The sequence below is a fragment of the Bacteroidota bacterium genome (genome assembly GCA_041658205.1).
Classification (GTDB): domain Bacteria; phylum Bacteroidota; class Ignavibacteria; order UBA10030; family UBA8401; genus UBA8401.
In genome coordinates, this window is the sequence record JBBAAO010000001.1 from 2,808,841 (window position 1) to 2,833,767 (window position 24,927).

At 41.3% G+C, this 24,927-nt stretch carries 21 protein-coding genes and 1 tRNA gene; 6 read left to right on the forward strand and 16 right to left on the reverse strand.

Features of this window, described 5'->3' with window-relative positions; translation table 11 throughout:
- Positions 1-125 precede the first annotated feature (125 nt).
- The 6 genes from WDA22_11525 to WDA22_11550 all read right to left on the reverse strand — a co-directional run bounded on the left by WDA22_11525 (position 126) and on the right by WDA22_11550 (position 10,450).
- Complete coding sequence (locus tag WDA22_11525; GenBank protein MFA5834094.1) at positions 126-2,096, reverse strand: PAS domain S-box protein; 1,971 nt, start codon at positions 2,094-2,096, stop codon at positions 126-128.
- A gap of 491 nt (positions 2,097-2,587) precedes the next feature.
- A complete protein-coding gene (locus WDA22_11530) occupies positions 2,588-4,369 on the reverse strand; it encodes a family 16 glycosylhydrolase (protein MFA5834095.1) in 1,782 nt (593 codons plus the stop codon).
- Positions 4,370-4,531: 162 nt separating this feature from the next.
- Positions 4,532-6,370, reverse strand: a complete 1,839-nt coding sequence (locus WDA22_11535; protein ID MFA5834096.1) for a PQQ-binding-like beta-propeller repeat protein — start codon at positions 6,368-6,370, stop codon at positions 4,532-4,534.
- A gap of 182 nt (positions 6,371-6,552) precedes the next feature.
- Positions 6,553-8,880, reverse strand: a complete 2,328-nt coding sequence (locus WDA22_11540) for a glycerophosphodiester phosphodiesterase family protein (protein ID MFA5834097.1) — start codon at positions 8,878-8,880, stop codon at positions 6,553-6,555.
- A gap of 609 nt (positions 8,881-9,489) precedes the next feature.
- Entirely contained in the window at positions 9,490-9,948 is a 459-nt protein-coding gene (locus WDA22_11545; protein ID MFA5834098.1) for an SRPBCC domain-containing protein, read from the reverse strand.
- A 55-nt stretch (positions 9,949-10,003) separates the two neighbouring features.
- Positions 10,004-10,450: an SRPBCC domain-containing protein gene (locus tag WDA22_11550; GenBank protein MFA5834099.1), complete on the reverse strand. Its 447-nt coding sequence runs from the start codon at positions 10,448-10,450 to the stop codon at positions 10,004-10,006.
- 131 nt (positions 10,451-10,581) lie between these two features.
- On the opposite strand from WDA22_11550, the gene WDA22_11555 reads away from it, so the two are divergent.
- Positions 10,582-11,031 (forward strand): helix-turn-helix domain-containing protein, encoded by a 450-nt coding sequence (locus WDA22_11555; GenBank protein MFA5834100.1) that lies wholly within the window; start codon positions 10,582-10,584, stop codon positions 11,029-11,031.
- 221 nt (positions 11,032-11,252) lie between these two features.
- Here the strand turns inward: WDA22_11555 and WDA22_11560 are convergent.
- Both WDA22_11560 and WDA22_11565 read right to left on the reverse strand, forming a co-directional pair.
- A tRNA-Arg gene (locus WDA22_11560) sits at positions 11,253-11,326 on the reverse strand.
- Between the two features lie 128 nt (positions 11,327-11,454).
- Positions 11,455-13,128 carry a glutamine--tRNA ligase/YqeY domain fusion protein gene (locus WDA22_11565; protein ID MFA5834101.1) on the reverse strand — a complete coding sequence of 558 codons (1,674 nt, stop codon included), beginning with the start codon at positions 13,126-13,128 and terminating at the stop codon, positions 11,455-11,457.
- A 235-nt stretch (positions 13,129-13,363) separates the two neighbouring features.
- Between WDA22_11565 and WDA22_11570 the strand changes: the two genes are divergently transcribed.
- The 5 genes from WDA22_11570 to WDA22_11590 all read left to right on the forward strand — a co-directional run bounded on the left by WDA22_11570 (position 13,364) and on the right by WDA22_11590 (position 18,392).
- Complete coding sequence (locus WDA22_11570; GenBank protein ID MFA5834102.1) at positions 13,364-13,903, forward strand: TIGR00730 family Rossman fold protein; 540 nt, start codon at positions 13,364-13,366, stop codon at positions 13,901-13,903.
- On the forward strand, positions 13,900-14,292 hold the full coding sequence (locus WDA22_11575) for a RidA family protein (GenBank protein ID MFA5834103.1): 393 nt from the start codon (positions 13,900-13,902) through the stop codon (positions 14,290-14,292). Before WDA22_11570 ends, WDA22_11575 begins: the two co-directional genes overlap by 4 nt.
- Positions 14,285-15,352 (forward strand): ribosome small subunit-dependent GTPase A, encoded by a 1,068-nt coding sequence (gene rsgA, locus WDA22_11580; protein MFA5834104.1) that lies wholly within the window; start codon positions 14,285-14,287, stop codon positions 15,350-15,352. The genes WDA22_11575 and rsgA overlap by 8 nt, the downstream gene beginning before the upstream one ends.
- Before the next feature lie 216 nt (positions 15,353-15,568).
- Positions 15,569-16,876, forward strand: coding sequence for an MFS transporter (locus WDA22_11585; protein MFA5834105.1), 1,308 nt, complete (start codon positions 15,569-15,571; stop codon positions 16,874-16,876).
- 121 nt (positions 16,877-16,997) lie between these two features.
- On the forward strand, positions 16,998-18,392 hold the full coding sequence (locus WDA22_11590; protein MFA5834106.1) for an Ig-like domain-containing protein: 1,395 nt from the start codon (positions 16,998-17,000) through the stop codon (positions 18,390-18,392).
- A gap of 156 nt (positions 18,393-18,548) precedes the next feature.
- Here the strand turns inward: WDA22_11590 and WDA22_11595 are convergent, their stop codons facing one another.
- The 8 genes from WDA22_11595 to WDA22_11630 all read right to left on the reverse strand — a co-directional run bounded on the left by WDA22_11595 (position 18,549) and on the right by WDA22_11630 (position 24,926).
- On the reverse strand, positions 18,549-19,010 hold the full coding sequence (locus WDA22_11595; GenBank protein MFA5834107.1) for a transposase: 462 nt from the start codon (positions 19,008-19,010) through the stop codon (positions 18,549-18,551).
- A 64-nt stretch (positions 19,011-19,074) separates the two neighbouring features.
- A complete protein-coding gene (locus WDA22_11600) occupies positions 19,075-19,221 on the reverse strand; it encodes a hypothetical protein (protein MFA5834108.1) in 147 nt (48 codons plus the stop codon).
- 79 nt (positions 19,222-19,300) lie between these two features.
- Positions 19,301-20,497 (reverse strand): aminotransferase class I/II-fold pyridoxal phosphate-dependent enzyme, encoded by a 1,197-nt coding sequence (locus tag WDA22_11605; GenBank protein ID MFA5834109.1) that lies wholly within the window; start codon positions 20,495-20,497, stop codon positions 19,301-19,303.
- Between the two features lie 45 nt (positions 20,498-20,542).
- Positions 20,543-22,135, reverse strand: coding sequence for an N-acetylmuramoyl-L-alanine amidase (locus WDA22_11610; protein ID MFA5834110.1), 1,593 nt, complete (start codon positions 22,133-22,135; stop codon positions 20,543-20,545).
- 17 nt (positions 22,136-22,152) lie between these two features.
- Positions 22,153-22,650 carry a YajQ family cyclic di-GMP-binding protein gene (locus WDA22_11615; GenBank protein MFA5834111.1) on the reverse strand — a complete coding sequence of 166 codons (498 nt, stop codon included), beginning with the start codon at positions 22,648-22,650 and terminating at the stop codon, positions 22,153-22,155.
- Between the two features lie 33 nt (positions 22,651-22,683).
- Positions 22,684-23,316 (reverse strand): DNA lyase, encoded by a 633-nt coding sequence (locus WDA22_11620; protein ID MFA5834112.1) that lies wholly within the window; start codon positions 23,314-23,316, stop codon positions 22,684-22,686.
- The gene (locus WDA22_11625) at positions 23,313-24,212 is read right to left on the reverse strand and encodes a hypothetical protein (GenBank protein ID MFA5834113.1); all 900 of its coding nucleotides are present in this window, start codon (positions 24,210-24,212) and stop codon (positions 23,313-23,315) included. Before WDA22_11625 ends, WDA22_11620 begins: the two co-directional genes overlap by 4 nt.
- Before the next feature lie 9 nt (positions 24,213-24,221).
- The gene (locus WDA22_11630) at positions 24,222-24,926 is read right to left on the reverse strand and encodes a response regulator transcription factor (protein MFA5834114.1); all 705 of its coding nucleotides are present in this window, start codon (positions 24,924-24,926) and stop codon (positions 24,222-24,224) included.
- Between the last annotated feature and the right edge of the window lies 1 nt (position 24,927).

Here is a 24,927-nt window from a genome sequence, read left to right on the forward strand (position 1 = left end):
CAGGGTTAGCGCTCAATAGAAATGTCAAAGTGTGTATCTTTGAGACACAACAAAAAAAAAGCCCTGCCCGGGGGAAGGCAGGACTCTATAGCGAGATGAAGCGGGGGGTATAACAAGCGAAGTAATTATAAATGTATTTTTTCTATAGCCTCCTTTAGTTGTTCAAACGCGACAGGTTTTCGCAGCGTGCTCGTCATCGGATCGGTTTGGACAAACTGTCCTACCTCTGCTCCCGATATTAAGATGACCGGCGTATTTTTTGTTCGGTTATCGTTTCGGATTTTTTTGATAAATTCAAGGCCATTCATAATTGGCATGTGATAATCAGTGAGAATGAGATCCGGAACTGTTTTCTCAATAAGATCTATAGCTTCTGTTCCGGATTCAGCAAAAACTACTTCTGAATCCTCTGCAATTCGCTTCATAAATCTGGAAAGAATAAGTCTGTTCCCTTTTTGATCGTCAACAATCATAATTTTTTTACAGGTTGATGGCACTTGTTTTGTAAAGGTCAGAATGAATGTTGTCCCTTTTCCCTCCGTGCTCTCTGCTTCGATGGATCCCTGATGTTTTTTCATAATCTCATAACACATCGGCAGTCCTAATCCTGTTCCTATTTCTCCTTCCAAACCTTTGCGAGTGTATTTTTCTTCTACTTTGAAAATCTTTTCCAGGTCTTCTGCCGGCATACCAACTCCCGTATCGGAAACAGTCACGACGAGCTGTGTATTGGAGTCTTCTGTAAGATCGATAGAGATTGTTCCTCCCGCAGGGGTAAATTTCAATGCATTGCCGACTAGGTTTAATAATAATTGGCGAAGCAGCTGTTCGTCAGCATACATAAAAGTACCGATCGGTATTAATGAACGGAGCTCGATGTTCTTCTTCTTTGCAAGACCAAGCATGGTTATCATAATTTCCGAAGCAACCGTACCGAGATTTACCGATTGAAACTTCACTTGCATTCTCCCCGTTTCCAATCGTGACCAATCAAGTAACGAATTAACCATATTCAGCTGCTGCAGTGCTGCATCGTTTATATAATTGATATATTCCATTTTTTCACTATCGGAGAGTACGTGGAATTCGCTTTTCAATAAATCACAGAAACCAAGAATGGAACTGAAGGGCGAACGAAGGTCGTGCGATACAATCGCTAATATTTTATCCTTTTGCGTATTAATCTTTGTCAACTCTTCCTGGGCAATTTCCAGTTTCTGTATATTTTTAAGAATCTGTTGTTCCAACAAAGTCCGTTCGGTGATATCCTCCAGTATTCCTTCGAAACCGATGCAGCCACCCTGTTCGTCTCGCAATAATCTGGAATGTGCAAGAACGGTGATGATAGAACCATCTTTTTTCTTCAACTCAAGTTCTGTCGGCCGAGCATCCGGGTTTGCCAGAAGTTTTTCAAACAGCTTCATACGCTGTTCGGGATTCACATAAACATCTTTTTCAAGATTTAAATGGTGCAGTTCATCAAACGTTTCGTACCCGAGCAAGCGCAACAACGCAACGTTTGCATTAATCAATTTTCCGTCAATATTCGATTCATACATGGGTAGGACAGAATTTTCGAACAGCGACCGGTATCGATTTTCATTTTGGTGTACCGTCTGTTCCCAACGTTTTCGTTCGCTAATGTCTCGGAACTCCGTTAAGACGAATGCTTCTTGAGCGTCGTCCACCAACAGCGAAGTAGACACTTCTGCAAATACAATTTGTCCGGAGTTAAACTGAAGCTTTTTTTCCGCCTTGGCCGTAAAATTTTTGCGTTGAACTCTCTCTTTATACTCTTCAAAGACCTGCGCTCGGTCAACGGTGCGATCATAGATCACCGTGAAAGGAAGCCCTTTTAATTCATCTTCTTCCATATTCACTAAAGAGCAAAACGCAGCGTTCACGGCAATAATTATCCCGTCACTGTCTGTTAACAGCATACCGTCAACGGTACGGTCCCAGACCATTTCGAGAATATCAGGCGTGATCTTGTGAGATTGATAGTGTGTGTAGTTATTGAGTGATTCTGCAAATTGATCAACCGGTACGTTTTGCAGAATAGAATAAATTTTGGTAGTTACTGCAGATTGGCTCATTTGACCCCCCCATTGAAAGTGTTTACTCGCTTGATCTATAAACTAACAATGGAGGTGCCAACAAAAATATGGTGAAATTGCTCTATTTAAGCTAATTCTTAGCGAGTTGTTTTGTAGTTTCTACAAAATGGAGGTGTGGAAATAACTAACTGATGTTACGCACATCTTTATTAATGAAAGAATATTTCGTCCCTGACGGGACTTGAAAATTGATTTGCTTGATCTTCTACAAATATCTTGTCCCTACCGGGACAACGGAACAAGTGAATAAGTTCATGATTTTATTGGTTTTAAAAAGCGCCGTAGGCGCGTAATATTTGTAGCAAATTACGATTCCCAAATTGAGAGTCCCTTTAGGGACGAAACAAGAAGAATTTTCAGCTTTGTGTAACATCGGTAACTAAAAATTTTCTTTCGAAGTGATTTTTTTATTCCAAAAAGGGATGTTAAGGAGGGATTATTTCGTAATAAATTTTCTACTTGTGAAATTATTATCGCATCAAAATCATTTTCTTCATCACCGTTTTGTGATCGCTCTGCAATTGAACAAAGTACATCCCGCTTGATAAGCCTGTCCCATCGAATACAACGGAATAATGACCCGCATCTTTCACTTCACTCACCAATGATGTCACTTGCTTGCCAAGAACATCATAGACATTGAGATTGATCATACTACTCTTTGGAACTTGAAAATTTATCACAGTGCTGGGATTGAATGGATTGGGAAAATTTTGAGATAATTCAATATCGTCCGGAATATCGTAGAACAGTTGATTGATACTTGCCGGTGTTTTCGAAATAATAATTCCATTAATCACCGGAAGGTCAATCCAGCTGGAAAAATGCATTTCGAGAATACCATCATTTACAACCACATTATTTACAACTTTTTCGTATGCTGCGTTCTTCCCAGCAGTTGCAAAGAGATCGAATTTTTGCAGTATAGGTTTTCCTTCAAGGCTTACATCAAATATTCGTTGACCGGCAGAGGTAAAATAATTTTCTGCCATTTGAAGCGTAACAGTATATGAGCCGTTTGGTACACGCACTTTATATTCAACAATACCGGCTAATTCTGATCGATAGATTGCCGGTTCCGAAGTTCCGGAGATTGGTAACGATGCAGAGAATGATTTTGGCGAACCATCCAACCTTCCATATTCAACACTTCCACTCCACTCTTGATCATTGAGATAACCACCAACAGCGGGGCCTCCACAATTAATTTTTACCGGAAATGTTAATGGTGTCGATTTTACCGTTTGAATATTTTTTACCGGGGAAATATTTTGAGCAAAACGATCCTTAATATTTATCAACACAACATTTGAAATTGTTGCTGTATCATAATTTGCCACTGTTAAAAAAACACTCTGCGAGTCAGGCAACAGTGTCGCTTTCTGTACACTCATTCCGGCAATATAATAATGCGTGCTATCTTCCACTGAAATAGGATCCATTTCTTCCGTAAATCGAATTCGAACACCATCAACTTCTGCTCTTGCATACCGTACAGATGGACCGGTAAAATCATTGTATCCAGTATATGTTGCGCCTGTTAAACAGAGAGTCAATTTTCCATCGCTAATCACTGCATTGTCCGGCAGCATATCACACCCGTTTCCGTTCCATGTATGCGTTGCTTTTGTCCAGCGCGTTTTGTCCCACGTATCAAATTCATCTTTCCATTTCGGAGTAAAATTGTTTCCGTTACCAAAACTTCCCGCTCCCGGAGTATATGAAGCATAACTAACCCAATCATAGTAAGCGAATCCGGGTAGTACATTCGCATCCCATTGTCCCACCCATCCGGGATATTGAGGATTCCAGACATTCATCATCAATTTTTGCGGATAGGTCAGCGCTTCAATATGTGCACCGGTTTGACGATGCACTTCAACACCTTCCACAAACCAAGCAACATACGTCGGAGTCCATTCGAAAGCATACGTATGAAAGTCTTTGCTTGGATCAAATGACGTTTGATAATGACTCACATGGTTTACTTGTCCCGGAGTTATCGGATTAAATTGAATATCATCCGAATAGCGACCAAGAATTTCGATATCAATCTCATTCCAGGGCGTATTTGAACTGTCATTGTAGGTAAAAAAGGATGCCAAAGTTCCTTCCCGAGGCATTGATTTCATGCGGATCTCAAATCTTCCATACGTAAACTTGTCGATTGTTCGATACTCCGCCCCTTTAAAGTCTTTCGTCTGAGTGAGCAATAATAATGGAACACAAAATAGAAGTGCAATATTTTTCATAACATTTTCATTTTTAAAAAGAGTAGACTAAATTCTTTCACGAAATTAGGACTTACCTCGTTTCATGTGCTTTATAATTTAAGTTTTGCTTCCAGTAATGGCAAATAAAAGTTCAACATTATTACGTGACCGTCATCTTCAAGGTAACGGTCACTTTTCATCTTATTTTGTTTTGTAAACAACAGTACAGATTGTGCCAACTATATTGGTGAACATTACCGTATTCTTGGATAATGGGATCGGAGTGTGCGCAATGACATTATCTTCTTTGAATTTCCACAGAACTGTTCCTTGTGTTGCATCCAACGCAATCAGTTCTCCATTCTTTGTTGTTACAAAAACTACTCCAAATTTTTCTCGTATCTGTGAAGAGTTAATGTCATAACCGAATCCTGCATTCGTTCCCCAGAGAACTATCGGATGATTTTCCCGCGTTGAAATGGCATAGACGGAATCATTCATCGTGCGAACATACACATGCTCGCCATCTTCAGTAATACCAATCGTCTCCCGGACTTTGAACTGATCTGTTCTCCAGATCGTTTCACCGGTTGAAATGTCTATCGAAGTCATATAACGATCCGGGGCGACGATAAACACTTTACCATGTGCATATACTGGTTCGCATGCGGCGGGAGAAAACAAAATACCTGATCTGCCACCTTTCCATTTCCACAATAGTTTCCCGGATCTCTTATCCAAACAATAGAGATGCTCATCCCACGCTCCGATAATGATCCTCTCTTTTACAATCAACGGTCTTGATTCTACATGTCCTTGAAGTGAGTCATAGCTCCACAATAATTTACCCGTTGTTAGATCGATTGCGCGAAATGTATTGTCACTCGCTCCGCAATACACAATACCATTTTCAATAATTGGCGGAGCCACAACAGCTTTTTTTGTTTTCACTCTCCACTCCACTCTATTCTTCACAAAATCGTAACACGAAATTGTAGTGTCTGTTGAACTGATGACAATTTTTGTTTTTTCCAGAGCGGGGGTGGACAATATTGGATTGGATGTTTTGAGAGAATATTTTTTCTTACTGTTTCGTGCATTGATGAAAACAGAACCATCATAAAATGCATACGCAATAAAATCAGCCGAAACAGCAGGAGGGGCATTCATTGAGTATGGATTTGAGACAATAGAACTAACTTTTACATCGGGATATTTTTGGCGGTGCGACAATTGAACAGAATCGATAAATAAAATACCATTCGAAGAATCCGTATCCCTTAACGGAACAATAACCCATGGGGTACCTGTTTCTTTTCCCGTTATGCGCAACGCATATATCATTGAATCATTTCGTATTTCGACAATGTTGTAACCGCCGGAAAGTTCTTTTCCACGAAGATTCGACCTTCCAATGACGCTTGGAATATCATCGAATATTTTGAAGAGATTTTGATGGAAATGCCCATTAAGAAATGCCAACACATGGTATTTTCTTGCAAGTTGAGTTACTCGATACCAATTGGCAATACCGGAATCAGCCGGATAATGCGTAGCGATAATCACCTTCCGTTGGCGTTTCTGTAGCACTGTAAGCACCGAATCGAGCCATCGAACGTCCTCCGTTGCCCAATAGGCATCCCCCATTCGCATACGCGGTCCTTGATGCACACCGACAAATGAATATTTTCCGGCATCAAACACAAATCTCTCTCCTCCAAAAATTTTCCCGAATGATGTTCCGCCCGATTCCGACCACTTCATATCGTGATTGCCCGGAATGATATACCATGGAATTGTAAGACTGTCAAGGATCTGTTTGGCCGTTCTAACATCATCATCTTTTCCTGATTCTGTAATGTCTCCGGTGATAATGACAAAGGAAATGTCCGTAAAACTGTTCAGATCTGAAACAGTTCTGCGTAAATCTTCGGCACCGGTAGAGTTGCCGACATGTGTATCGGAAACATGTGCGAATTTTAATTGTGCTGCTGCATGTATCGAGAGGAGAAGAGAGAGAAGAAGAACATATTTTTTCATGTCCGGCCCATTATATGGATATGATGTAAATGTGCCGGATTTTCGCTGAGAATGCAAAGGTGAAATGTAAATTAAAAAAGGATGATGCCGGTGAAGATAGCATCTGAGTCGTCGCAAAAACAAAACTTCCCGATTATAATCGGGAAGTTTTATTCGACACTCTCATAATTTGGTGAGATGTGTTATTTCATCAATATTAATTTTTTCGTGTTTTCATACTGTTGTTGATCTCCGTTTAACGCTTGTGATGTCATGCGATATAAGTACATCCCGCTCGCAAGAGACACGCCATTAAACGGCACAGTGTGAAATCCTGGAGAAAATTGATTATCCGCAATCGTTGATATTTTTCTCCCAAGAATGTCGTAGATCGAAATTATGACTGTGCTGCTGTATGGTACACCGAATGAAATAGTTGTTATCGGGTTAAACGGATTCGGATAATTTTGCGACAGGAAAAATGATGATGGTGATTGTGTTTCCACATCGTTTAACCGGGCAGTTAACGTTTTGGTTTTTGCAATTTTATACAATTCAGCTACTTCCGCCCCGGACAGTACCTTATTGAGAACAAGGACATTATCTATTTTTCCTGAAAAGTACGATGAACCATTTTTCCCCAACGTCGCCGCCTGGCCTGGCTGTATCGATCCATTCAATGGCAGTGATGCTTTTAATACACCATTAAGATATATCATTGCGTTCGTGCCGTCGTACACTCCTACAATATGTATCCATTCTCCTTTTTTCAGATCGGAAGAAGCAATTCCCGGTCGGGCAGCGCCCCCGGTGGTAGTTACTTTAAACCGCAATTGATTATTCCCTCTGTCTTCATACAGCACATAATTATCTGTCTCCGAATCAAACAGCGGACCAAATCCGCTTGGCAATTCATTCGGCAAATAGTTCAAGATTGTCCATAAAGAAACTGTGACCGCATTGGCACCAATATCAAAAGAGGGAGAAGAAGAGAATTGAACATAATCATCCACACCGTCAAATTGAAGTCCATTTCCCGTAAATCCTTCGGATAACGCCACGCCATTCTTCATGGCTCCGTTATTGGCATTGGTAGATGCATCAACAACCAGTGCATCGGTTCCAGAGACAGAGAAGTTATCCAGCGCGTAATACGCAACGGCATGTGGATGCAAATTCAGGTGAATAAATTTTTGATCTCGGCTTACAATTGTATTAGAAGCAGCCGCTTTATCTTTAACGTTTTTTACGTTAATCGTGTATAATGTGTCACTCAGTTTCGTGGTGGTAAGCATAATTGTTTTTTGATCCAAACCAAGTACTGCCCTCAATACCGTTACTGATTTTTCGATAGAGTAATTTGCACTTGTGGTGGCCGATGTTGAATCGACCCGTTCGCTGTACTCCACATATACTGTGCTGGTATCTCCGTATGATGTCACAAATGCTAATTCCGGTTTTACATTATCAATTTCGGTTGTTGCCGATAGTTCATTGCTATAGTTAGCACTCTTGAGCTGAGCTAAATTTTTTGCCTTCACTCTATAGTAGAGTTTGGTTCCTTCCATCAATGTCTCATCCACAAATTGCGTCGTATCTCCTACTGAAGCGTGTAATGTCGTCGGTGCAGATGATGTCCCTCGATAGATCTCATATCCAACAATACCGCTTTCAGCATCCGTTGCCGGATTCCAACTGATGGTTATTTTTGTTTGGTTCACCGTTGCGGTATTCAAAGTAACATCGCTCGGTGCCGTTGAATCGCTAACAACTTTTAATGTCTTCGGATCGTCGGTTGTAATACCGTCAACACCCATATCAATAAATGATATCATTTGACTTGCACCGTTGATAGTCCAGATGTTAAATAATATTCCTTTGGAATGTGCATAGTCGATAAGGGATTTGGTGGCAATATTGCTTCCGATCCAAGCACCATGAATATTTTTTATTTGATCCACAATTGTTTCTTGTGCTGACGCAAACAACTGCACATTGATAGTCGAATCCAATGTTTTTACCGCTGCTATTTGATTGATGTCAAAACTTGAAACAATCATTCTGCTTTGCATTCCATACTTCTGAATCATGGCAACAGTCTTTTGCACAGCCGTTGCATTAGTGGTTTTTATTTCCGCAACAATACCAATATTGTTTTTACTATTTTTGGCAATCTCTAACACTTCGGAAAAAGTCGGAATTTTTTCACCGGCAAAGGCAGCGCTAAATTTTGAACCGGCATCAAGCACCCGAAGCTGTGCATAGGTAAGGTTGCTGACAAAGCCTGTGCCATTCGTTGTCCGGTCAACAGTATTATCATGCATAATCATCATCGAGTCATCGCTGGATAATTGAATATCGAGTTCGAGATAATCAGCAGATAACGCTACAGCATTCAGAAATGCCGAACGAGTATTTTCCGGAGCCAACTGTGATCCCCCTCTATGAGCAATATTTTTTACCCCCGCAATACCAACACCGGAAAACATCAATACCAGTAACGTTATCGCTTCAATTATTCTTTTATTCATATAAATGCCTCTCATTACGTAATAATGACACGAATATTTTCTAACGGGAAAAGATCGTTGATTTATGAGTATAATATAATGCTTTAAAGAATTGAACAATAGAAGATATAACACACTTGCCCAAAACACATTGATAAAAACAACAAAATTCTTCACTCTCTACTTTTCTTGACCGAGCAAGAAAAGAAGTTCGCCAAAGGCGGACGAAATTTAACGCGCGCGATGAATCCTCTACGAGTCGAGTCGTCGACCGTTCGCTCTTGCCCGTTGATGGCGCGAATCGCGCCATCAAAAGTCCCGTCATTCATCGCTTTCCCATTCGCTCAGTCCTCCTAAATTTCGCTCCCACACACTTTAATACGATCTCTACAATACAGCAAAGGGGCTTACTACTTGTTATTAAAATATATTTGCCCAATTTGAGTTACTACAGCCAATTTTGTATTCATTTAAGATTTATTTTGGACAGCGGTGAAGATATAATTTAAAACAAAAAAGTCCCGATATTTCGGGACTTTCATTTTACATTGAAAGAGAGGTGTACCACCGGACGAAACATTGAGGAGTTGCAGAACTGTAACGATTCCTCGGTTTGTAGAAAAATGGATATTAATTCCAGTTGTCAATTTTCAGATCATAAGGGGAGGGCTTCCCTTTTCCAGTTTCTACATACTCACGAAGGCTTAAAAAGAATGTGGCCCATTTCATACTACAGTGAGATGTCATCTCAACTGCCTCGCGCCAATTTCTGTGACCAAAGAGAACAATTGTTTGTCCATCTTGTTGTGATAGTTGAAAGGTAATATCAGTTCCAATCCATTCAACTGGTCCATCTATACAGCGCCATCGAACATCTTTTTGATCGTTGAGCTCTTTCACTTCCATAACCATTTTGCCTTTAAGTTCACCTGTCGGCGATCGAAACCTGAATTCGATCTTTCCTCCAATCCGGCAATCTCCTTGAGTTTCCTCGGTCCACCATTGAGATAGACCTTCTATAGATGTTAATGCGGTATAGACTTGAAGTGCAGGGGACTTGATCCCAATACGGTGAATAATGTCGACCATATATACCTCCAATAAATATGAATAAAAATGGCTTTAAGAGCAGTAAAATATATTGCTATTTTTTCCTGTCTGGCTCTCCTTTGCCGTTGGTTAATAGTTTGAACAGACTTTCCTTTATATACTGATTCCAGCCGTTGACGCAACCATTGTAACATTCAATTTCGGGAACTAAACCGATATGAGTAAAATTGATGTGTGTTGAATTGTTTTTCGTGAAAATTTCAAAACAAATTTTTGTCCCTTTCCACTCTTTGTTGTCTTTCACCCACGTAAGATTGCAATCCGTAACCAGCCACATTATTTTTTTGTCCGGAACAACCTCTACTATTTTGATGTCGAAAGAGTCGCCAAAAGCAAAATGGATAGTAAAAGCATCATTCAGTTTTTCAGAACTGCCTTCGATATGTTCAGACCACCATTCTGAAACATGAGTAATATGTTGAAATGCTGCTTTCGGTGTAATATGTGCAGTGAGGCTGCAATGGTAATGTTGTTGCTTCATAGCGTTTTTCCTTTAAATTGTTCTGTGCAATTGTACAAAGGACATAAAAATATTCTTGAGCTCTTACGATAACTCATGATAATATATTCGCTTGCAATTTGCAAGTGAATTATTTACTTTAGATTTAGCCTATGAAAAAAGAAAAGAATAAACTTCGATCGCATTGTCCTGTCAATTATGGTCTTGAAGCTTTTGGTGACCGTTGGGCGCTGTTGATCCTTCGAGACATTGTTTTTCGAGGAAAGCGAACGTATAGAGATTTCCTCAAATCCGAAGAGGGTTTTGCTACCAACATTCTGGCTTCACGCTTAGATCATCTTATTCAGGTAGGAATCCTTCAACTCGAAGGGGATGAAACGGATGGAAGAAAAGGAATCTATTCCCTTACCAAGAAGGGTCTGGATCTTATTCCGTTGCTTTTTGAAATGGTATTGTGGAGTGAAAAGTACGATAGTCAATCGGAGGCCAAACGCATCATTCGACTCGTTGAACTCATCAGAAAAGATAATCGCAAAATTAGTCAGAAAGTGATGGAACAAGTAAAACGGGGCGAAGCAATTGTCGCAGAATATTTATCATAATATTGTCGTTTGTTCATAGTAACGTGGAAATCTCTCAATTCTGTTGGTAAGTTTTAGTAAACACAGAACAGGATACTCCTGCCAAGTGAAACTCTAAGATGGAATACTACTTTTGTCTTAATTTAGGGATGGTAGAACCAAATTCTTACCTCTGTGTCGCAGTGACCCATTCGTAATTCCTTTAAAAACAAAAACGCCCTGTATTTACAGGACGTTTCTAGTACACCCGACAAGAGTCGAACTTGTAACCCCCAGCTTCGTAGGCTGGTGCTCTATCCAGTTGAGCTACGGGTGCATATTATTTATTTGAAACTATTCATAAAAATACAAAAATTTTGGTTCGTCGGCAAGAAATTTGTCTCTAGAAAAACTGGAGGAAATATATTGTGAAAATTTCTTTCATCACCTCAATGCAAAAAGATTTTACTTATGTTTCTGTTCGATCTTCGCCCAGGTATCTTTTAACGTGACAATTCTGTTGAAGACCGGCGCACCTTCTTTACTCTCTTTATTGTCCACACAAAAATAACCGGTTCGTTCAAACTGGAATCGTTCTCCCGCTTTGGCATTTCCCAGAACAGGTTCAACTTTGCAGTCTTTGAGTATTGTTAGTGATTGCGGATTTAAGTTTAACAGAAAATCGTCACCGTCATCCGGATTTTCTTTCAGGAACAGGCGGTCATACAGACGAACTTCCACATTCATTGCATGCTGCGCCGAGACCCAGTGGATGGTCGATTTCACTTTTCTGTTCGCCCCCACCATGCCGCTTTTCGTATCGGGATTGTATGTGCAGTGAACTTCAACAATATTTCCCTGTTCATCCTTCACAACACGTTCGCATTTAATAATATACCCATATTTCAACCGCACTTCTGTTCCCGGCGACAGACGGAAATATTTTGGGGGAGGTACTTCGCGAAAATCATCCTGATCAATATAGAGTTCCCGTCCAAATGGAATTGTCCGCGTTCCCGCGGCAGCATCTTCAGGATTGTTCACTGCTTCGCAATCTTCACTCTTTCCTTCAGGATAATTTATTAAAACCACTTTTAATGGATTAAGCACCGCCATAGTACGGGGTGCTTGTTTATTCAAATCTTCCCGAATGGAATATTCCAGCAACGCCACATCAATCGTACTGTCGCGTTTTGCAACACCAATCATGTCGCAAAAATTGATGATGGAATTGGATGTATATCCACGTCTTCGAAACCCGGCAATTGTCGGCATCCGCGGATCGTCCCAACCGGAAACATGTTTTTCTCCGACAAGTTTCAACAATTTGCGTTTGCTTAAGACTGTGTACGTCAGATTCAACCGGGCAAATTCGATCTGCTGCGGATGATACTCTTCCAGTTCATCTAAATACCAGTCGTACAATGGGCGGTGATTTTCAAATTCTAATGTGCAGACAGAATGCGTAATTTTTTCCAACGAATCTTCTATCCCATGAGCCCAGTCGTATGTTGGATAAAGACACCACACACTCCCTTGTCGATGATGATGTTCATGAACGATTCTGTACATTACCGGATCACGCAAATTGATATTTGGGGAAGCCATATTGATTTTTGCCCGGAGTGTCTTTGCACCGTTTGGAAACTCTCCTTTTTTCATCCGATCAAACAGGTCAAGATTTTCTTCCACGCTTCGGTTTCGGTATGGACTCTCCTTCCCCGGTTCCGTTAGTGTGCCGCGAGTCTCCCGCATTTCATCGGCATTCAAGTCGCAGACGTATGCCTTCCCTTTTTTAATCAGGAGAATAGCAAACTCGTACATTTTCTCAAAATAATCCGAAGCGTAGAACAATCGGTCTTCAAAATTACCGCCGAGCCATTGTACATCCTCTATTATAGAGTCAACATACTCCTGTTCTTCTTTGGCGGGATTGGTATCATCAAAACGGAGATTGAACTTCCCGTTAAAATCCCGGGCAATTCCGGAATTCAAACAGATCGATTTTGCGTGACCAATGTGAAGATACCCATTCGGTTCCGGGGGAAAACGTGTTTGCACCCGGCCTTGAAACTTGTTTGTCTTGAGATCGTCGGTGATTATTTCGCGGATAAAATCGGATTTTTCTGTAAGAGACATAATGATGCACTTTTTTGTGATACAAAACAGGAGCAGTATTTCACTCAAAAAATACAAAAAACTGGAGGATTATCAAAAGAAAGATCCTTCCTATTATTAGTCAGAGGAAAAAATTATTTGATGAAAATGTGAACCTTGTCAAGGTGTGGAAAGATTGCATCGTAACCTTGACAAGGTTTCATAGTTTTTCATTGAAAACAAAATGGTATATTAATGAAAATCAAAAAAGGAAAACATGAAGGCAGTTTGTATATTTTGTGGATCAAAAAACGGAATACGAAAAGAATACGCAGAAAAGGCCAAATTATTGGGAGAATTACTTGTTCAAAGTAATATTGCCATGATCTACGGTGGTGCGTCGAACGGAATTATGGGAATCATGGCCGATACCATGATGCATCACGGCGGAAATGTGATCGGGGTAATTCCGACAATTATTGCCGATAGAGAACTAGCACATAAAAACATTTCCCAACTGCATGTTGTCGCTTCTATGAGTGAACGAAAGACAAAAATGATTGAACTTGCCGACGCGTTTATTACGCTTCCCGGCGGCGTTGGAACAATGGACGAAATGTTTGAAGTGCTCGCTTTTACGCATCTTGGCGTGAATGAAAAATTGGTCGGTGTATTGAATGTGAACGGTTACTATAATAAGATGCTCGAATTCGTCGATCATGCCGTTGCTGAAGAGTTCGTCCCTGCTCGAGTAAAATCACTGATCATCGTAGAAGAGCATCCAAAACAATTACTAACAAAAATGAAACTATTATGAGCAAACGAATCAATATCTCATCCGGTGCAAAATGGGAAGATATCGTTGGATATTCCCGCGCAGTACGTGTTGGAAATACAGTTGAAGTAACCGGAACTGTTGCAACGGACGATTCCGGCTCTGTCGTTGGTAAAGGGAATCCGTATGAGCAGACAAAATTCATCCTGCAAAAAATCGAGCGAGTATTGAAGCAAACAGGCGCATCGTTGACCGATGTTGTTCGCACACGAATGTTCGTCACTGATATTACGCGGTGGGAAGAATATGGAAAAGCACATGGTGAATTTTTCGGAACAATTAAACCATGTACGACCATGGTGGAGATCGCAAAATTGATCGAATCGGATTACCTAATTGAAATTGAAGTGTCCGCCATTATCAATGAATAGCGATCGTCCTGATATTACGCAGGAATATGAGGAATGGAGATCCAAAGGATTTTCCATTGCGCGCATTATCGCTGAGCATAAAGGTCGTTATTCAATTATTGTTCAAGAGAAACTCCTCTCCGCAGAAATCACCGGTAAAATGATGTTCGATGCAGAAACGCGAAAAGATTATCCCGCAGTCGGTGATTGGGTGGCAGTTCAAGTCTATGATGAAAACTCTCCCGCTATCATCCAGCACATTTTTCCCCGCAAGACAATACTTTCCCGAAAAACTTCCGGCAGAGAAGTAGAAGAACAGATCATCGCAACAAACATGGATATTGTCTTCATCGTCATGGGGTTGGACAAAAACTTCAATCTTCGCCGATTAGAACGTTTTCTTGTGGTTGCAAAACATAGCGGTGCCGTTCCGGTTATTTTGTTAAGTAAAACTGATCTTCTTTCCGATGAAGAATTAGAAAATCTCATTACCGAAGTGGAGACGATTTCGCACGAAGCGGTCACAATAGCTTATAGTGCAAAGACATTGTTGCATTTGGATGAGATAAAACAGTTAATCACAAAAGATTCTACCATCTGTTTTATTGGTTCATCCGGCGCCGGAAAATCAACATTGATCAACCGATTGATCGGGAGCGAAAAACTCCAAACGCAGGAAGTACGGGAAGATGATTCGCGCGGAAAACACACTACTACTCATCGTGAATTAATCCCGCTGGAGAGCGGCGGATGTGTCATTGATACTCCCGGATTACGAGAAATAGGATTATGGGAAGTCGGTGGGAGTCTTGATGAAACATTTTCAGACATTACGGAATTAGGATTGCAGTGCAAGTTTACTGATTGCACGCATGCTCACGAACCTGGATGCGCTGTTCAATCGGCCATAGAAGACGGGACGCTTGAATTGGGACGCTATGAAAGTTTTTTGAAATTGAAAAAGGAAGCGGATTACATCGAATCGAAATCGAGTTTCACAAAGCAGCAGGAGAGAAAAGCTCGGGAGAAACAGATGGGGAAGAATATCAAAGCGATTTTAAAGATGAAACATAAAAAATGAATCTGCTGTTATTCTGAAGGAGTCCGCTTCTCAGGACGACCGAACTTTTCTGCCGAAGGGGGCGAATCTGAAACTAACTTCCAAACAACGAGAACGAATTTGAGAAACTACATCAGATCCTTCGCTTTGCTCAGGATAGCAATGGATTCATTTTTGAGATAGCTCTTACAAATATATTCGGAAATCTATAAGATTTCGGGAATATTGCAGACACACATGAAAAAAAACTCCATTCCTCGAAATGTTATTGTCCTCGGTATTGTCAGTCTCTTCACAGACGCGGCAACAGAGATGATCTATCCTCTCCTTCCCCTTTTTATTGCTACACTCGGTTCCGGTGCCATCCTCCTTGGAATTATTGAAGGTGTTGCAGAAACAACAGCATCGCTTCTCAAATTGATCAGCGGTGTTGTTTCGGACAAGCTGGGAAAACGAAAAGCTCTTGTAGTGATTGGATATACAATCTCTTCACTTGCACGTCCGTTGATCGGAATTGTGAGCGATGCATGGCAGATTACATTGATCCGGACGATGGACCGCATTGGGAAAGGTATTCGCACCTCACCACGCGATGCACTTATTGCATCGTCCGTGAATGAACATATTCGGGGAAAAGCGTACGGCTTTCATCGCGCTATGGATCATGCCGGTGCGGTGCTTGGTCCGATCTTGTGCATCGGATCCCTCGCAATTCTGATCCTTGCTTTCAATTTCAGCGATCTTCCGACAATTCTTCGCGCAACATTTCTTCTCGCAATCATCCCCGGTGCGCTGGCAGTTCTGACACTTGTTCTGTTTGTAAAAGAAAACAATGATGGATTTGTTGCAGAGAAAAAATTCTCGTTTTCTCTCCGTTCATTCGACCGAAACTTTAAGCGATATCTTTTTATTACGGCACTCTTCACGCTCGGCAACTCTTCCGATGCGTTCATGCTTTTCCGTATTCAAGAAACAATGCATAACAGCGAAACACTTCGCTCCATTATTATGTCGGTTCCCTTACTGAATTCAATGGTTTCTCATTTTGGCGATACACAAACACAAAATCAGTTTGCCAATATCTTGTTTCTGCCATTGATCTGGTCATTCTTCCATATTATCAAAGTAATATTCTCCACCCCGCTCGGCTCACTTTCAGATCGCGTAGGAAGAAAATTGGTAATTAATATCGGCTGGGGAATTTATGCCGCAGTCTATATCGGTTTTGCACTGATCGATCAGCTTCCTGAAGGATGGCAGATCGCGGCGACATTCATTCTGTTTGCATTCTATGCTGTATATTACGCGTTTACCGAAGGGGCGGAAAAAGCATTCGTGGCAGATGTGGTTTCGCCGCAACTACGCGGCAGCGCATTCGGACTGTTCAATTTTGCTGTCGGGATTGCAGCATTGCCGGCAAGCATTCTGTTTGGTATTATTTACAATGCGTTTGGTGCAACGGCAGCATTTGGTTCAGGAGCGGGAATAGCCTTTGTATCAATGATTTTGTTTACGATTCTCGTAAAAGAAGTACGCCGCATTTGAGGATGATTTTCTCTGTTTATTTCAAACCCTGCCTTAAATGCCAATCCGTTGACTATTGTCTTTTATTTGGTATGGAGTTAGATTTGTAGTACGTTCTCCACGACTCAAAGAGGAAAGCTATATGAAAACGCTCCTGCGCTTTGTAACACTCGCCACACTTCTTCTCTTCGGATGTAAAGAAACGATCATCGAAGAGCGAATTCCAAAAGAATATACCAACGATCTTCTCCACTCTGATCTCTTAGGTAAAGTCCTGCCTGCATCGAGCAAAGCAAAAGTGTATGTAAGCCAAATCAGCGTGGTCGACTCACAGGAAATTAATCCTTCGGACGGATCGTTTACATTCCGTGACCTTCGCAGCGGAAATTACGATGTGACCATTCGGACTGCAAATTATCGCACATTTAAAAGAGCAAATCTTCAACTGAATGGCGGTAACATCGTCTATCTCGGTGAGATACCACTCTCTACAATTCCCGATGAAATTGAGAGCCACTATCCTGTTGATAAAGATGAAATTGTGTACGATTGGCGTTATGGAAGAATTACCATTTCGATATTGTTTAACCAATCAATGGACCGCGAAAGTGTGGAAAAAGCATTCTCCACATTTCCCGCAAGTGAGGGAGTTTTTACATGGGGATATTATACAACGTCGCCGTATGGAGGATTGTATTACGCGCCAAGTTATGCCAGCTTATCTTCCGGTTTTGATCCCGGTGCAACAATCACAACATTCAGCAAAGTAAAATCGATGACCTATACCTTTGCCAAAAAAGACTCGTACGTCGATTCAACCTACACAATCACTATTGGTACTGGAGCAAAAGATTCTTCAGGCAAACCATTACGATTCCCATTGAAGTTCACATTTAAAACGGTGCAATCGTACACAACGCAAAATGGAATCCAAACAACTCCTGTCCATGGAGATATTGAAGTATCGCCGTTGTATTATCGTGGCATCACAATGAAATTTCCACGCAGAATGGACAAACAGTCGACCGAAGCGGCAATAAGTGTCAATCCAAATATGAACAAAGTATTTTTGTGGAATGATGAAAACTCGGTCTCAATCTATACCGGCGGACCATTTTTATCGGATACATTGATCACCGTTTTTGTGGACAGTACAGCAAAAGATAAGGATGGTATAAAACTGGGTCATCGCTTTACGTTTTCCTTTAGAACAGCATCCATTGATCTTCAGTATTCTCAACCGAGCAACGGGGAAATCTACGTTTCAACCAGCAGAACGATACAAATGACATTTAATACCTATGTGGATCTCACGAGCATGAAAAATGGAACTTCTATTTCACCTCCGTTGAACGGAACGTTTAGCTATTACTACAGCGGTTCGTATGATTCTCCAGCTCAGATCGTCTTTACGCCAAGCGGAGTAATGCAGCCCAATACAAAATATACGGTGACATTAACCGATTCGGTGAAAGATATTTACGGAATACGGATTAAAAAACCGATAAGCTTTTCATTTATCACTCGGCCAAATTAAGTCTCTCTTTGCTTTAAAACAACGCATCCCCGAAATCTTCTTGGATCTCGGGGATGTTGTTATTTAAACAGCCGAGCAGAGCTCGGCGGTACACTACACATCTTCGTTCCCAAGCTCCGCTTGGGAACGAAGACTGAACGAAATTCCGTTTCGCAGCTATGGTTCATTTCTCCAATCTGTCTTAACTTCAAGCAATCCAGTTTCACCATCATAATTTTTTGCACTTGAGTAATTCCAATGTTTTTGTTCAACAACATATCCTCGCCGCACAGGATTATTGTGAATGTATTCGATCTTCTGAAGGAGCATTTTTTCACTGAAAATCTCCTGGGGATGACTCCCTTCTTGCCATACTTGATATGTACTGTCAGTCTTATGAGAAAGTTTTGCTTTTTTCAACCGTTCAAGCAGATGCACGGAATGATGATCCATCAAATAATCAATAACTTTCCTTGCCGTAAATGATTTGAATTCTTTTATCGTTTTGATGAGGTGATCGCCAGAAACAATTATATGGAGATGGTTCTCCATAATGACGTAAGAATATATTGTTATCGTTCGTTCTGTCTGAATAAATCTGAGAGAATCGAGAATAATCGACACTATCTCTTTATTCATAAACAGAGGGATCCATTCAACGATTGTCATGGTTAGAAAATGAGGTTGTTGCTGATTGTATATTTTATAGCGGGATCTTGTCATGCAGAATCACTTCTTCGTTCCCAAGCTCCGCTTGGGAACGAAGACTGCGCGAAACTCCGTTTCGCAGTTGTAGTTCATCTCCAATCATACTTGCGTTCCCAAACAGAGTTTGGGAGTGAGTTGTCATTGAGGATTCTCGTTCCCAAACAGAGTTTGGGAACGAGATCAAGGTTAAACGAACATTTCCCTTAACCTTCGCAAGGTTTTTATATTTTTTTTAGCGCCTGTTCAAAATCAGAAATCAAATCTTCGATCCCTTCTACGCCAACAGAGATGCGGATCATTCCCGGAGTCACTCCGTGCTGTTTCAATTCTGCATCACTCATATTTACATGAGAAGAGTACACGGGGATACTCACAAGTGTTTCCACTCCGCCAAGCGACATTGCATTAACAGCAACGTTTAACGAGTCGCACACTTTCGCCGCTCCCTTTACTCCCCCTTTAACTTCAATCAAAACCATCGCGCCAAATCCGCTCATTTGTTTTTTGGCAATTGCATGCTGCGGATGAGATTTCAGTCCGGGATACAACACACGCAGAACATTGGGGTGTCTCTCCAATGATTTTGCAAGTTTCATTGCATTTTCTGTTTGACGCTGTACGCGCAATTCAAATGTTTTCAAACTGCGGGAAAGAAGAAATGCTGCAAACGGATCGGCACAGCCGCCAAGATATTTTGCAATTTGGCGAACCTGCTTGATATCGTTTTTTTTTCCAATAACAGCTCCTGCCAACAAATCACTATGCCCGCCGATGTATTTTGTGGCGCTTTCAACTACCATATCAAAACCAATATCAAAGGGAGCCTGATGTAGACACGATGCAAACGTATTGTCGATCATCGTCACAATTGTTGTTTCGGATTTTTTTTGAGCTTTCTTTACTTCAGCAATTGCTTTATAAAGATCAATCACTCCCACCGTCGGATTGGTCGGAGATTCACAGAAAAATAATTTTGTTTTTGGCGTAACAAGTGTTGAGATGTCGGGGAGTGCATCTGCATCAACATATTTCACAGATACATTAAAGATTGGAAGCACATCGCGGAAAAATCGGTATGTTCCGCCATACAACGCCGGCGTGCTGATAATCTCATCTCCCGCTTTTACAATGGAAAGAATCGCTGTGGAAATTGCCGCCATTCCTGAGGAAAACAGGACGGCAGCATCTGCCTCATACATCTCCGCAAGTTTTTCTTCAACGTCTTCAACCGAAGGATTATGATAACGGGAATAGACATACACACTCGGATCACCCTGAGAGTACCGTACCGCATCTTGTGAGTTCTCAAACCGATACGTCGAGGTTTGATAAATCGGGGTCGTTACTGCCCCTTTGTATGGATAAAGTTTTTTTCCGTGGATAGCGCGGGTAGCGATGGAGACTTTTTTTGGTTTCATATTTTGGATTTACTCTTGTTCAAAACAAAAAAGTTGAAGGGAACGTTACTGATTTTCATCTTCGTATTCGTTTTTGTATCCCTTGAGAGCATTAAGGATAGCGGTAGCAATTTTTTTCTGTCCGGCTGGACTACGAAGAAACCGTTCATCTTTCAGGTTGGAGAGGTAACCAGTTTCTACAAGCACATTCGGCATGGAGGCACCAACTAACACATAAAATCCCGCTTGTTTTACCGGTTGACGCATTCCTTCCATTTGTGCGCTCATGGTCTCTTCCATCATCTCCGCCAAACGCTCGCTCTGTTTTACGTAGGAACTTTGTGCCATAGTCAGAATAATAAAATTCTCTTCCGTCAATTCCTGATACCGGTCTTCAAAATCTTTTTCCAATTTCACAACGTCGTTTTCTTTTTCAGCAATTCGAATGGCATCTTCCGTTTTACCGGGACGGAGAAGATAAATTTCAAATCCATTTGCGGAGGAAGGTTTGCGTTCCGTGGAATTGCAATGAATGCTGATAAAAATCTTCCCTTCGCTCTCATTGGCAATCTGGCCGCGCCTGTACAATTCTACAAAACGATCGGTCTTTCGGGTATAGACAACTTTAATGTCTGGTATTTCTTTCTTAATCAAATCCCCAAGTTTCAACGCTATGCCGAGCGCAATATCTTTTTCTCTCGTGCCGATGTTTCCAATAGTACCTGGATCGTGACCACCATGTCCCGGATCGATCACAACAACATCCAGTTTCCATTTCTTTTTTTGTTTTTCAATAGAGTTAGCCACGTGTTGACGCGCTCGTTCTGCTTGCTGACGGCGAATCGCTGCAGAATCAATTTTCGGCTCTTTCTTCTCTTCAACAATAGGAGGAATAAGCGTCACCAAAATATCGTTGCTCAATTGATCTTGAACAATTTCGGACTGTTCTACTTTCCCGCGAACCTGAAGCGAAATCTGAAGTGAGGTCTCAGACTGAACAGGTTTTATTCTTCGAACGATTCCATCCGTATAGGTGCTGTCAAACATCACTGTATCGCATTTCGCACCGAGTATCGTTACGTAAATCCACTCTCCAATTTGCAGCGTGCGATAGAAGTCGCTCGGTTTGGCAGAAAGATGAATGCGAACCATTGTGCCGTTCTTTTTTTCTTCAAGCGTGAAACCTGTTACTGTAGGGAAGGAAGGTGTTGTATCACGAACTGCTATTGATGTTGAATCAATACTCAATGTAGAATCGGCAATCGAACGAAAGAAGGCAATTGCTTCATCGATCTGTCCAAAATATTTTCCCTGAACAACGGTGATCGGAAAAGAAAATTGATGAACCTGATGCCGTTTTGTTTCGCTGTTTGTTATGACCACAAAGGGATTATCTGCCGAAAATTTAAGAGTGAAATGCGGCAATTTCACTTCCAATTTTTTCAATTGAATATTTTCGAGGCAATCTGATTGAAGAACTGTCGCTATCCCTTGAATCGAGATCAGTCGCCGCGATCCGGACATCGCAGAAGCTGCATATCCGCTCTGTTTTGATGACTGCAAACGAAGAGAATCAATAACGATGTCAATATCATGCTGCGCAAACAGGCTGGTACAAATGGCTATCAGCACCGCCAAAGACTGACCGAACTTTTTCATGAATGAGGATTTCACCATCAGCGGTAGTTGGTGAATTGAAGTGGGAGCGGAAAATCTGTTCCGCGTAATTTTGCAATGATCGCTTGCAAATCATCTTTGTCTCGACCTGTCACACGAACCTGATCATCCATAATGGAAGCCTGCACTTTTATCTTTGTCTCCTTGATAATCTGAACGAGTTTTTTCGCATTCTCCTTGTCGATCCCTACCAGCAGAGAGATCTTTTGTCGGATGGTTCCACCCGATGCTGTTTCTACATTACTATATTTCAGCGTTTTGATTGCAATGCCCCGTTTGATGAATTTATTTTGAAGAATATCAACCACTGCTTTCAAGCGAAAATCATCTTCCGTATGGAGAGTGATCTCTTTTTCTTTTTCGGCAAAATCAATCGACGTTTTGGAGTCCTTGAAGTCATACCGCGTTGCGACCTCTTTGCGCGCCTGATTAAGTGCGTTGTCTACTTCTTGCATATTCACTTCAGAAACGATATCAAATGAACTTTGTTGTGCCATAGTGTTTTTCTGTAATGTACAACGATTTACGCTCTATTTCAAAATTTCGCCCGCCTCATTGCTCCAAAAAAGAAGGTCCAATTCATCAATCGTGATCCCGATCTCTTCTGCGAAAAGTTGAAATTTTTTCTCGATAGAAAGATAGTGCTTTTTTGTCAGTGTCTTCGGTATTGTTCGGATCACCCCATAGTATTTCAGATTCTTTACGATATGTCTGTCCAAGATCGCCAAACCATCATTCTTTCCGATATTACGCAGGAAATGGGTCGCTTCTTTGTAGCTTAACCCAATCACATTCTTCACAAGCCACGTTCTTTTATCTTCGGCAGATAACGGTCCGATAATTATTTCCATAATCATCGGAAAATTTTGTTTCATCATACCGATCCATCGCGCTTTCGATTTGTGAAAACGAATGTAATGCTCTTTGCTAAACAAAATCGGTTCGGGATCGATTTCAGTAATGCGATATTGAAGTAGTTCAAACTCTTGCTGTGCTTTTCCTGCATTCACTGCACTGGATTGCGGCGTCATTAAACAATAAATCAATTCATAGAAATATTGTTCCGTTGGGATGTTGCCATATTCTTTCAGTCGTATGCGTATCGCTGATTTCTTTGAAATAAATGCGGACGGCAATTCTTCAATGCGCTTATATTTTTTCATTGGACAATAGAATATTTTCCTTTGTGGAACGAAAGCAATCCGTCCATCTTCATTTTTTCCATCAACAAGGCCGTCCATGAAATATCCGACTGAGTGTGATTGCTCCATAACAAGGCTGCAACAGTTTCAGCAGTGCATGAATGGTAATGCAATAATTTCAAAATCTTACCGCGATATAATCGACGTGGAATTCCTCTCCATACCGGTTCAATCTTTACTTTCTTCTTTTCTTTCTGCAAAAATGATTTTGAAAACGCCGAAGCACAATATAGCGAGACAGGACATTTATCGCAGCCGGGATTTCGAGCAGTACAGACCAACGCTCCAAAATCCATCAACGATTGATTCCAACTGTATGCACGTTTAGGCGGAAGAAATTTTTCTGCCAGATACCACGCACGATCATCATTAACTTGTTCTAACGAGGATGTGACTTTTTTACTCCACCGCGTTAAGATCCGTTTGATATTGACATCCACGACAGGCACATGTTGTTCGAATGCAAAACATGCAACCGCATGTGCAGTGTACCGTCCGATACCCGGAAGTTTTTGTAAATCGTCTGGATTGTTTGGAAGTCGGGAATGAAATTCAGTGGAAACAATTTTCGCCAATTGATGAAAACGTAACGCTCTGCTGTTATAACCCAGTCCGGACCACTCACGCAGTACATCGCCGGTGGTAGCGTTTGCAAGCGAAGAAAATGTCGGAAAGATTTTTACCCAGCGACGATAGTATTCAGCAACACGGCTTACCTGTGTCTGCTGCGCCATAATTTCTGAGAGAAGAATACGATACGGATTATGCGTCCTCCGCCAGGGTAAATGGCGCTGATGATGGACATACCAATGGAGTATACTTTTATGGAAAAGTGCGGCGGAATGTGTTGTGGCCACGCGTAAGAATTACTCTTCCGTTTTCAGGATGAATCCTTGTCCGTACACAGTCTGAATCAGTTTCTTCGGGAAATCTTTATCGACAGATTTGCGAAGGTAATTAATGTACACATCAACAAAGTTTGTCCCGGCATCGAATTTATGTCCCCATACTTCCTCGGCAATCTCTTTTCGGGTGACAACTTTATCTTTTTTGCGGAGAAGGTATTCAAGCAAAGCAAATTCACGCGGGCTAAGCATAATGTCGCTGCCGGCACGCGTAACTTTCCGAGAAACAAGATCCATCTCAAGATCGACGGCGGCAAGTTTCACAATCTCCTGTGCAGAAGGAACTCGGCGCATCAAAGCATCGATCCGAGCCACCAGTTCTTTTACGTCAAACGGTTTTGCAAGATAATCATCCGCTCCCAGTTTCAATCCTTTTACTTTATCTTCCACGGCATTCAAGCCGGAAAGGATCAACACCGGAGGATAGGCAGATTTTTTTCGCATATCTTTTAGAACGTCAAAACCGGATTTTTTTGGGAGAGAGAGATCGAGAACAACCAGATCGTAGGGATTTGCATTGATAACGTTTGTGGCATCTTCACCGTTTACGGCAACATCAACAGCAAACTGACGGGACAATCGTTTTTCAACGAGTAAGGCAATATCTTTATTATCTTCTACAACAAGAACGCGTTTCAATTCTTGTTCGTCTTTTTTATTTGTCATG